General features: G+C 60.0%; 10 protein-coding genes. 8 read left to right on the plus strand and 2 right to left on the minus strand.

The annotated features are described in order from the left end of the window. The first annotated feature begins 178 nt into the window (after nt 1-178). From purU to ACZ9BX_RS14650, 8 genes are all read left to right on the plus strand, one after another. Nucleotides 179-1,063 carry a formyltetrahydrofolate deformylase gene (gene purU / locus ACZ9BX_RS14615; RefSeq protein WP_132560795.1) on the plus strand — a complete coding sequence of 295 codons (885 nt, stop codon included), beginning with the start codon at nt 179-181 and terminating at the stop codon, nt 1,061-1,063. A gap of 99 nt (nt 1,064-1,162) precedes the next feature. Then, entirely contained in the window at nt 1,163-4,090 is a 2,928-nt protein-coding gene (locus ACZ9BX_RS14620) for an aminotransferase (protein WP_476218653.1), read from the plus strand. A 520-nt stretch (nt 4,091-4,610) separates the two neighbouring features. Then, complete coding sequence (locus ACZ9BX_RS14625; RefSeq protein WP_027510551.1) at nt 4,611-4,805, plus strand: hypothetical protein; 195 nt, start codon at nt 4,611-4,613, stop codon at nt 4,803-4,805. A gap of 123 nt (nt 4,806-4,928) precedes the next feature. After that, nucleotides 4,929-5,915, plus strand: a complete 987-nt coding sequence (locus ACZ9BX_RS14630; RefSeq protein WP_476218654.1) for a P1 family peptidase — start codon at nt 4,929-4,931, stop codon at nt 5,913-5,915. Nucleotides 5,916-5,956: 41 nt separating this feature from the next. Beyond that, complete coding sequence (locus ACZ9BX_RS14635) at nt 5,957-6,862, plus strand: LysR family transcriptional regulator (RefSeq protein ID WP_476218655.1); 906 nt, start codon at nt 5,957-5,959, stop codon at nt 6,860-6,862. A 119-nt stretch (nt 6,863-6,981) separates the two neighbouring features. Beyond that, on the plus strand, nt 6,982-8,514 hold the full coding sequence (locus tag ACZ9BX_RS14640; RefSeq protein WP_476218656.1) for an ABC transporter substrate-binding protein: 1,533 nt from the start codon (nt 6,982-6,984) through the stop codon (nt 8,512-8,514). 37 nt (nt 8,515-8,551) lie between these two features. Further along, nucleotides 8,552-9,499 (plus strand): ABC transporter permease, encoded by a 948-nt coding sequence (locus ACZ9BX_RS14645; protein WP_476218657.1) that lies wholly within the window; start codon nt 8,552-8,554, stop codon nt 9,497-9,499. Nucleotides 9,500-9,501: 2 nt separating this feature from the next. Then, nucleotides 9,502-10,353, plus strand: a complete 852-nt coding sequence (locus ACZ9BX_RS14650; RefSeq protein ID WP_476218658.1) for an ABC transporter permease — start codon at nt 9,502-9,504, stop codon at nt 10,351-10,353. A gap of 2 nt (nt 10,354-10,355) precedes the next feature. Here the strand turns inward: ACZ9BX_RS14650 and ACZ9BX_RS14655 are convergent, their stop codons facing one another. Next, nucleotides 10,356-11,210 carry a C40 family peptidase gene (locus ACZ9BX_RS14655; RefSeq protein WP_476220020.1) on the minus strand — a complete coding sequence of 285 codons (855 nt, stop codon included), beginning with the start codon at nt 11,208-11,210 and terminating at the stop codon, nt 10,356-10,358. A gap of 10 nt (nt 11,211-11,220) precedes the next feature. Then, nucleotides 11,221-11,571, minus strand: coding sequence for a MarR family winged helix-turn-helix transcriptional regulator (locus tag ACZ9BX_RS14660; RefSeq protein ID WP_086993554.1), 351 nt, complete (start codon nt 11,569-11,571; stop codon nt 11,221-11,223). Between the last annotated feature and the right edge of the window lie 27 nt (nt 11,572-11,598).

Raw genomic sequence — 11,598 nt, forward strand, 5'->3', positions numbered from 1 at the left:
ACGGAGTCTCGCTATGACTTCCGTAAGTTGGAGCTCGATGCATGGATGCAAGAGCCTGCAAGTCCTTGACAGCTTCTTTTGCAAATTCTTGCACGAATGAAAGAGCCACGCCCTATGCGGCGTGGCTGCTTTAATCTAAGCAGACCTGCCGGTTATTGCCGCGAGAGGGAAGAGGGCCATGACGAACTATGTGCTGACAGTATCGTGCAAATCGACGCGCGGGATCGTGGCTGCGATTGCGAATTATCTCGCCGATCAGGGCTGCAACATCGTCGATAGCTCGCAGTTCGACGACCTCGACACCGGCAAGTTCTTCACTCGCGTCAGCTTCATCTCCGAAGAAGGCGTCGGCCTTCCGGCGCTGACGGAGGGTTTCAAGCCGATCGCCGAGAAATTCGGCATGGACGCCGAGATCCACGACGGCAGTGCCCGCATGAAAGTGCTGCTGATGGTCTCCCGCTTCGGCCACTGTTTGAACGACCTGCTCTACCGCTGGAAGATCGGCGCGCTGCCGATCGATATCGTCGGCGTCGTCTCCAACCACTTCGACTACCAGAAAGTCGTCGTCAACCACGACATTCCCTTTTATCACATCAAGGTCACCAAGGAGAACAAGCCGCAGGCCGAAGCCCAGCTGCTCGATCTCGTCGACCAGACCGGCACGGAACTGATCGTGCTCGCCCGCTACATGCAGGTGCTTTCCGATGCGATGTGCCGCAAGATGTCCGGCAAGATCATCAATATTCACCATTCCTTCCTGCCGAGCTTCAAGGGCGCTAACCCCTACAAGCAGGCTTATGAGCGCGGCGTGAAGCTGATCGGCGCCACGGCGCATTACGTGACGGCCGACCTCGACGAAGGTCCGATCATCGAGCAGGACACGGCGCGCATCACCCACGCCCAGAGTGCGGACGACTACGTCTCGATCGGCCGCGATGTCGAAAGCCAGGTACTGGCGCGGGCCATCCACGCCCATATCCATCGTCGCGTCTTCCTCAACGGCAACCGCACCATCGTCTTCCCGGCAAGCCCAGGTTCCTACGCATCCGAACGGATGGGTTGATCTCTACCCAAAAGGGCAACGGCGCAAAGCTTGCTTGCTCATGACATGAATTCGATTATCTGCTTATGTGAACAATCGAATCATGCCGTGGGGGATGCCATGACCGACGATGCGCGTGCTGATCGTATGGAACTGCCGCGCCCGGACGTAACGTCGGCGGAAGCAGAAAGCATCCTGCAATCGCGCTACGGCCTTCAAGGCACGATCACTGAACTCGGCAGCCAGCAGGACCGCAATTACCGGATCGACACCGGCGACGGCAGCTATGTGCTGAAGATCTGCCACATGGCTTACGATACGCTGGAGCTCGAGGCGCAGAATGCAGCAATCCGGTATCTGACCAGCAAGGACGGCGCGCCGCGTGTCCCGAGGGTCATGAGCTCGACGGATGGTCAGGACATCATCGCCGTCACGGTTCGCGAACAGACCTTCAAGGTACGTCTGCTCGGATATCTCGAAGGCGAAGGTCTGACGCATCGCAAATACCTGCCGAAGGCTTCCGTCGCGGCCCTTGGTGCGCTTTGCGCCCGGCTGGCGCAGGCGCTTGCGGATTTCAACCATTCGGGCCTCGACCGCAGCCTGCAGTGGGATCTGCGTCGCGCCGGACCTGTTGCCGTTCAGCTGCTTTCGGCAATCACCGATGGCGCTGCACGCGACCGGATCGCAAAGAGCATGGTGCTCGCCGTACGCCGCATCCAGCCGCTCGCGCCATCGCTCCGCGTTCAGGCCGTGCATCATGACGTAACAGGCGACAACGTCGTCTGCCGGATCGATGCGCAAGGACGGCCGATGCCCGATGGCGTCATCGATTTCGGCGATATCATTCGCGGCTGGCTCGTCGGCGATCTAGCCGTGACCTGCGCCTCGCTGCTGCATCAGGCCGATGGCGATCCATTCTACATCCTGCCCGCGGTCAAAGCCTATCACGAGATCTATCCGCTGACGGACGAGGAGCTGAAGGCGCTTTGGCCGCTAGTCGTCGCGCGTGCGGTCATTCTGGTTGCGAGCAGCGAACAGCAGATTTCGATTGATCCGGAAAACGACTACGTCCGCAACAATCTGGCGCTTGAACGGCGAATCTTCGACACGGCCATGTCTGTTTCCTTCGGCTTGATGGAAGCCGCGATCCTCGAGGCTGTTGGCGCCGGGACGACGCCGATCGATATGTCCGGCTGGCACGTGCTTCTGCCGGAGATCGACCTTGCAAACATCGCCTATCTCGACCTCGGCGTTCAGAGCCCGCATTTCGCAGCCGGTAACTGGCTGAATGCGGAAATGGACTGGCGGCTTTTGGCACGCGCGGCGAATGAGGCGGGCATAGCGGCGACCCGCTACGGTGAATACCGGCTTTCGCGCGCCGTTCTTCGAAGTGCCAGGCAGCCGTCGACCTACGCGCTCCACAATGACATCTGCCTACCCGGAGGAAGCAGCGTCGCTGCCCCTTTTTCCGGACGCATCGATTGCAAGAACCACCATCTCGTCCTGATCGGCAACGACATCAATCTGCATCTCGACGGCCTGGATCTGTCTGTTGAGGATGGCGTGGAGGTTGAACAGGGGCAGATCATCGGCACGGTCTCGGGCGAGGCCTCTTCGCTCGGCGGCTTGCGTATACAGCTTTGCACGGTTCCTGCGCTCGAACCGCCGCTCTTTGCCGCACCGCAGGAGGCAGCCGCCTGGTCGGTCCTTTGCCCATCACCCGCGGGTCTGCTTGGACCGGGCGCCAACGCGCCCAGGCCTGAAACGGTAGAATTGCTTGCGAGGCGTCAGGCGCATCTCGCAAAGCCGCAGAAGAATTACTACGAGGTGCCGCCGCAGATCGAGCGCGGCTGGAAGGAACACATGTTCGATGTCGAGGCGCGCGCCTATCTCGACATGGTCAACAATGTCACGATTCTCGGCCACGGGCACCCGCGCCTGGCAGAAGCGATCGGCGAGCAATGGCTGAAGCTCAACACCAATTCGCGCTTTCACTATGCGGCGATCGGCGAATTCTGCGAGCGGTTGGCGGCCTTAGCGCCCGACGGACTGGACCGCGTCTTCCTCGTCAACAGCGGGTCGGAGGCGAATGATCTGGCGATCCGGCTTGCCTGGGCGCATACGGGGGCGCGCAACATGCTCTGCCTGCTGGAAGCCTATCATGGCTGGTCGGTTGCCAGCGACGCCGTCTCCACCTCGATTGCCGACAATCCTCAGGCGCCGACGACCCGACCGGATTGGGTGCATGCCGCCGTTTCGCCCAACACCTATCGCGGCGAATTTCGTGGGCCGGATTCGACCGGAGACTATCTCGCCGCGATGGTGCCTGTGCTGCAGTCGATCGACGCCAGCGGGCAAGGGCTTGCGGGCTTCATCGCCGAATCGGTCTATGGGAATGCCGGCGGCATTTCCTTGCCGGATGGATATCTAGCTGAAGTCTATGCTCAAGTTCGCGCCCGCGGCGGAGTCTGCATAGCCGACGAAGTGCAGGTCGGCTACGGCAGGATCGGCCATCACTTCTGGGGATTCGAGCAGCAGGGCGTCGTGCCGGATATCCTCACCATCGCCAAGGGCATGGGCAACGGCCACCCGCTCGGTGCCGTGATCACGACGCAGGCAATTGCCGAATCGCTGGAGAAGGAAGGCTATTTCTTTTCCTCGTCCGGCGGCAGCCCGGTCAGTTGCATTGCCGGCATGACGGTGCTCGACATCATGGTAGACGAAAAGCTGCAGGACAACGCACGCGAGGTGGGCGATCATCTCAAAGGTCGGCTTGCCGCACTGATCGACAAGTATCCGATTGTCGGCGCCATCCACGGCATGGGCCTCTATCTCGGGCTTGAATTCGTCCGCGACAGAACGACGCTGGAGCCAGCGACACAAGAGACGGCGGCCATCTGCAATCGTCTTCTCGAACTCGGCGTGATCGTGCAGGCAACCGGTGATCACCTGAATGTGCTGAAAATCAAGCCGCCGCTTTGCCTGACTATCGAGAGCGCCGACTTCTTCGCGGACATCCTGGAAAAGGTCCTTTCCGAGGGTTGGTGACCGCTCCTCCGCCATTAACCAATGCGGTCATTTCGAGGCTTTCGGTTTTTTAATCAAAAGCCCCATTGCCGGAATCAAAACGACTTCCTATGTCTGTCCCGGTGATCGAAACGAGGCTTCCGGCCGTCACGCAATTTGCACAAAGATCTGATAGTGTTCTTTCGGCAAATACGACTGTGACGGAATTATTTTTTTCGGATCGTCGAGATTTTGACACGTTTCGGAATATGATTCTGATGGACTGTCCTTTATTCTCTACAAACAAGGTAGATTATAAATACAATCGTCGCCGGTCCCGAGCCTTTCGAGACCCTCACGAGTGCAACGCCAACACAAGGAACGAGACATGATTGATATCGATATTCTCGCCACCCTTCTCGGGCGAATTGTACTCGGCAATGACCGTCCGGGCGCCCTCTCCCGCTCGAACTGTCGAATGTGATCTTCGTCCCTCCTTTCAACGGTATCAGACAAGTCAATTCGTCATCGCCTCGCAATCCGCGCGGCAGGAGTACTACGCATGAAAAAGCAAGTTATCGAATATGCAGGCGTTCCCGTCGGGATCGTCATTCCAGATGAAGACCGGCTGAAGTTCATCGCCGTGAAATTTCACGTGCACGACCTCGACGAGCAGCGTTTCAGCTCGCCGGACGAGGTGAAGCTTGCGATCCACGACCTGATGACCCGGCGCCATCCAAAGCCAATCCATGCCTGAAAACAGGCTTAGATTTCCGCGCTTCGTCGCTTTCCAAAGTTTATGACCGGTCCCGAAAAAGCGGCCGGTCTTGTTTTTTTGTGCTGGTTGCGATCCTATCCGACGTGAACAAGGACGGCGCATTTGCTCAATCTCATTACCGATATCGAGGGCGTTTCGATCGGCCACGTAACGGACCTGAAGCTCGGTTCCGGCGTCACGACTATTATTTTCGACGAACCGGCGACGGCTTCGGCCAGCGTTCTCGGCGGCGCGCCTGGCAGCCGGGACACGGCGTTGCTCGATCCTTCGATGACGGTCGAGAAGGTTGATGCCTTCGTTCTTTCCGGCGGCTCGGCCTTTGGGCTGGATGCGGCAGGCGGCGTACAAGCCGGCTTGAGGAAGGCCGGCCGCGGCTTCCAGGTGGGCACAGTGCGTGTTCCGATTGTACCCCAGGCAATCCTTTTCGATCTCTTGAACGGCGGCGACAAAGATTGGGGCCTGCATTCGCCTTACCGGGAGATGGGCTATGCGGCCTTCAAGGCAGCGGCGAAAGGCGAATTTCCGCTCGGAACGGTGGGTGCCGGAACAGGTGCCACGACGGCAACATTCAAAGGCGGGCTCGGCTCGGCAAGCACGGTCAGTAGCGCTGGGCATCGGATCGCGGCAATCGTCGCGGTCAATGCGCTCGGTTCGGCAACGATCGGCGACGGACCGCATTTCTGGGCGGCACCCTTCGAAAGCGGCAACGAATTCGGCAGCCTCGGAATGCCCGCGACGATCGACCATCGCTTGCGGCTCAAGGGCGTGGTGGCACCTGCAACCACGATCGGTGCGGTCGTGACCAATGCGGCGCTGACGAAGGCCGAGGCTTTCCGGCTTTCGCTGGGCGCACATGACGGGCTGGCAAGGGCATTGGTTCCGGCACACTTACCTCTGGACGGCGATACCGTTTTTGCCGCTTCGACGTGTGCACGACCGATGGCCGACATGGGCGAGCTGATGGAGCTTTGCCACCTCGCAGGAGTGGTCATGGCGCGTGCCATCGCGCGCGGTGTTTACGAAGCGACGGCGCTGCCTTACGAGGGTGCGCAGAGGGCGTGGCGGGAGCTTTATCCGGGCGGACGCTGATCGCCTGGACAGAGAGAAGAGCCCAAGCGGCGGGAGAGAAAATGCAGATCCGGGCCCTGATGTATTTCGACGAGTTGGTCAGGACCAAATCCATGCGCCAGGCGGCCGAGAACTTGGGCGTTGCGCCGACTGCCGTCAGCCGCCAGATCGAGAATCTCGAAGAGCATTTCGGTGCTGCTCTCGTCGAACGCAGCGCGCGCGGCGTTAAGCTGACGGCCGCGGGTGAACTGCTTGCCGCACGCGCCGGACGGACACTTCGCGAACTCGAGCATGTGCAGCAACTGATCGAAGACCTGAAAGGGCTCGCGCGCGGCCGGGTGACCATCTACGCCAATGGTGCGATCGTCACCAGTCTGCTTGCACCCGCGCTCTCGGAATTCAGCCGCAGCTTTCCCAATATCCGCTTCGAGGTGATGATCACCAGCGCCCGGCAGGCCATCGAGGCGGTGAACGCAGCGCGGGCCGATATGGCGCTGACACTTTTTGCTCCGCCAATGTCCGATGCAAAAGTGGTGACACGCTTTGAAATCGCTTATGACGTGATCGTTTCGGCACAGGATGCCGCGGCAGGCCGCAAGGAAATCACCCTTCGCGAACTTGCACGCTACACACTCGCTCTGCCCGAGAAGTCCTTTGGTTTCCGCCAGAGCTTCGATGCGCTTGTCGAGCGACAGGGGCTGACGATCGATCCGGTTTTCACCGTCAGTTCGCTGGAAATGCTCAAGGAACTCGTGCTCAGCGACAGCGCGGTAACGCTGTTGCCGGCGCTTGCTGTCCGCCGCGAGATCGAGGCAGGCCAGCTTGCTGCCATTCCACTTGCCGGCGAAAACTCCATCCGCACGCATGTCGAGCTTTCGATCGCGCCGGATCGGCAACTCTCCTTCGCAGCGGACAGGCTCATCGGTTTCATCGAAAATTTCATGCGGACGAAACTGAAGGGCCGCTGAGGCTGGTCGAGCAGGACGACTTGCATTTTCTCTTTTTTTAGTGTGTAGCTTTTTTCGATGCACAATGAACACATAATGTGCGCACTACTTCACATCGCCTTTTTGGGATCCGCAAAATTATGATCACCAGCCTTCTGCCGGCGCCTTTCACGCGACTTGCTCACCGCCTTTCCCTCAGCGCTGCTCTTTCCGTCGCGATGATGGCAAGCGCCGTCGTGCCGGCTCATGCGGCCAAGACGGCGCTCAATCTCGGCATGAGCGTCGAACCGGCGGGGCTCGATCCGACGATCGCTGCACCGGTCGCGATCGGTCAGGTGACCTGGCAGAATGTCTTCGAAGGGCTGGTTGCGATCGATGAGAGCGGCAAGGTCCGGCCGCAGCTTGCCAAGAGCTGGGAAATTTCGCCGGATGGGCTGACCTATACGTTCAAGCTGCAGACCGGCGTCAAATTCCATGACGGCGAACTCTTCGATTCCACGACGGCAAAATTCGCGCTGGACCGCGCCCGCGGCAAAGACTCTACCAATCCGCAGAAGCGCTTCTTTGCTCCGATCGCCTCGATCGACACGCCGGATTCCGAGACGCTCGTGTTGCATCTTTCGCAGCCGACGGGAAGCCTGCTTTACTGGCTTGGCTGGCCGGCATCGGTCATGGTCGGCCCAAAGTCGGCTGCAACCGACAAGACGAAGCCGGTCGGCACCGGTCCTTTCAAATTCGTCAACTGGGCGAAGGGCGACAAGGTTGAGCTTGTCAGGAACGAGCACTACTGGAACAGCCAGGTGTTCGTGAAGCTCGACAAGGTGACTTTCCGGTTCATCGCCGATCCGCAGGCTCAAGCCGCCGCACTGAAGGCAGGCGACGTGGACGCCATTCCGGAATTCGCCGCACCCGAGCTGATGAGCTCGTTCGAAGGCGATCCGCGGCTAGTGACGAAGGTCGGCAATACCGAACTCAAGGTCGTTGCCGGCATGAACAATGCCAAAAAGCCTTTCGACGACAAGCGGGTTCGCCAAGCCCTGATGATGGCGATTGACCGTCAGACCGTGATCGACGGCGCCTGGTCGGGTCTCGGCACGGCGATCGGCAGCCATTATACGCCGAACGATCCGGGCTATCAGGACATGGCCAGCGTACTGCCCTATGATCCGGAAAAAGCGAAGGTGCTGCTTGCAGAAGCCGGCTATCCGAACGGCTTCAGCTTCACGATCAAGTCGCCGCAGATGGCCTATGCGCCGCGCAGCGCCCAGGTGATGCAGGCAATGTTTGCCGAGATCGGCGTGACCATGAATATCGAGCCAACGGAATTTCCGGCGAAATGGGTGCAGGATGTGATGAAGGACCGCGCTTACGAGATGACTATCGTGGCGCATGCCGAGCCGATGGATATCGACATCTATTCGCGCGATCCCTACTACTTCAACTACAAGAACCCGACCTTCAACGATCTGATGAAGAAGGTGCAGGAGACGACCGATCCCGTCTTGCAGAACAAGATCTACGGCGAGGTGCAGAAAATCCTCGCCGAGGATGTGCCGGCGCTTTATCTATTCGTCATGCCGAAGCTCGGCGTGTGGGACAAGAAGCTGAAAGGCCTATGGGAAAACGAGCCGATCCCTTCGAACGTTCTGACCAACGTGTCGTGGGAGGAGTGATTTTCCGCAACGAGATGGTAACGACTGGGGGCGGGACGTGATCACGGTTCTTGGCCGGCGCTTTTCCGGACTAATCCTGACGCTTGCCACCGTCTCTTTCCTGATTTTTGCTGCCATGGATCTTCTGCCCGGCGATCCGGCGTCGATCATGCTCGGCACTTCGGCAACAACCGAAACGCTGGCAGCGCTTCGGCATGAACTTGGGCTTGATCAACCTCTGCTCTTTCGCTACGGCCAATGGGTCGCCGGGGTGTTTTCCGGTGATCTCGGGCAGTCTTATACCTATGGCGTGCCGGTCGCGGGGCTGATCCTCGAGCGGCTGGCGGTGACGCTGCCGCTGGCGCTGCTCGCTATCCTCCTTTCCGTCGCCATCGCCGTGCCGCTCGGCACTTTTGCAGCGGCGCGACGAAACGGCATCGCCGACGTCGTCGCAACGCTCTTTTCACAGGTAAGCATTGCCGTTCCGGCTTTCTGGGTATCGTTGCTGCTGATCATCCTGTTCTCAACGACGCTTGAACTCATGCCGGCCGGAGGTTTCCCAGGGTGGAGTGCGGGCCCCTGGCCTGCGTTTCAGGCGCTGATTATGCCTGCCATGGCCCTGGCGCTGCCGCAGGCAGGCGTCCTGACACGCGTCACTCGCTCGACGGTCCTGGAAACACTGCACGAGGATTTCACGCGGACGGCACTCGCGAAAGGGCTTTCGGCGCGCGCAGTCTTGTGGAGGCACGCGGTGCCGAACGCGCTGGTGCCGATCCTGACGATCCTTGGGCTGCAGTTTACATTCCTCGTGGCGGGCGCGGTTCTGGTCGAAAACGTCTTCAACCTGCCAGGTCTTGGACGGCTTGCGTTTCAAGCATTGTCGCAACGCGACATCATTGTCATGCAGGATGTCGTGCTGTTTTTTGCCGCGCTCGTCGTCGTCATGAATTTCCTCGTCGATATGTCCTATCTCGCGGTCGACCCGCGATTGCGAAAGGATGTGTGACGATGGTGATCGCTTCCGGTACCGCCACCAGACGGCGCTCATTCACGATTAGCCGGCAAATTAAGCTTCTTACCGGCGCATCCATCATCGGATTGCTCGTGGCAATCGCGCTTCTGTCGCTCGTCTGGACGCCGCTGCCGCCCGCAAAGATGCAGATCATTCACAAACTGCAGCCGCCCTTCGCCTTCGGGCTGTTCGGCACCGATCAATTCGGCCGCGACGTTCTTTCGATGCTGATGGCCGGATGCTGGAATTCGCTGTCGATCGCCATCGCCGCGGTTGCCATCGGTGGTGCGGTCGGTTCGATTGCCGGCATCTCAGCCGCGGCGATCCGGGGCATTTTCGAAACATTGCTGATGCGCGTCTGCGACGTCATCTTCGCGCTGCCGCCGATCCTCTCCGCGATGATCCTCGGCGCTTTCCTAGGCCCCGGCAGGTTTACGGCGATCACGGCGATTGCCGCCTTCATGATCCCGGTCTTCGCGCGGGTCACTCTCGCCTCGGCCCTGCAGGCCTGGAGCCGCGACTACGTGCTGGCGGCGCGCGCGATCGGCAACAGCCGCTTGACGATTTCGGTGCGCCACGTGTTGCCGAACATCATGAACCAGATCACCGTTCATGCGGCGATCCAGCTCGGGTTGGCGATCCTCACCGAAGCGGGATTAAGTTTCCTCGGCCTCGGGGTCGCCCCGCCGGTGCCGACCTGGGGCCGGATGCTCGCCGATTCCCAAACCTATCTTGGGCTGGCGCCGTGGCTTGCCATCCTGCCCGGGCTTGCGATCGCGCTTGCCGTTCTCGGTTTCAACATGCTGGGGGACGGACTGCGCGATTTCTTCGACCCCCGGCGTTTCTAAAATCAGACCGGACGGCGGTAACCAGTTGGCTGTTGGTAAAGCTGGCCGATACGCTTAACAGCGGCTTCAAAATTCTCGCGGGCGACAGTCATCGTGTAGCCGTTGGCATGAATGATCGTTTCCGGATCCTCCATGATTGCGACATGCCCCTTCCAGAAGACGAGGTCGCCGCGGCGAAGTTCGGAGCGATCGATCGCCTCGCCGAGGCCGGCTGCCTGCATGTCCGTGTCACGAGGCGCGCTTCGACCGGCCATCTGCGTGGCAAGCTGCACAAGGCCGGAACAATCGATGCCCAGGCCTGAGCGGCCGCCCCACAAGTAAGGTGCGTTCATGAAGCGCGATGCGATCTCGACATAATCGTGGTCCTTGCCGTTAGCAACAGGCTGGACATGCCTTGCAAAGATCGCAGTACCATCTTCAAGCACGGCGTAGTGATTTCCGCGCGCTTCCGCCTCCCCCGCGACCCTGACGCGGCTGCCCATGGAAAGCACGGATTTATAAGGCTTTCGCAATTCGGGTTCCGGATAGAGGAAAGTGCGCTGCACAGTGATGATATGCGTCGGTTCTCCTTGAGCGTCGGACAGCATTTCCTCCGGCAGGTAGCCGACATACCCATCCGAACAAGCCTTTACCCAGCCCCAGCCGCCGGCGCGGTCAAAGACGGTCACGTCTTCACCGAAGAGCAGTTCCGTATCGATGCCGACTGAAATATCCGGTTGCGGACGAAGCGGCGCAACCGGAACGGCGATCCGCGCCGGGGTACCGGAAACAAAACGCAAGGCTTCGACCTTGCCTTCCAGACTCGCTTCGGCTAGGTCCGGCCGATAGGCATGCAGGCGGCGGTCGAGCATCGTCAGTTCCATTCCCTTATATTGGCAGGCGGCGCCCCTGGTCACGCACCAGGTCGCCGAGTTTCTCGAGATAGAGCGCGCCACCGACGGTGCGCTTGATGATCACATTCCGCCGGTCGCTCTCATCGCGTGCCCGATCGACTAAGCCCATTTCGCCCATGGTATCGAGCGCACGAGTGATGACCGGCTTCGTCACGTTCAGCGTTGCGGCGAGCCCCCGCACGGTATGGGGTGGCGGCACCAGATAGATATGCAGCAGGATCGCCATCTGTCGCAACGTCAAATCACGTTCGTCGTGACGCACCTGGTCGAGGGTAACGCCGTGCCAAAGCCCCAGCGCCTGCGAGGCGGTCAATTCGATCGGCAAGGATCCTCCGGAAAATCATTACGCAAG

It is taken from the genome of Rhizobium sp. USDA 3886 (assembly GCF_056279785.1).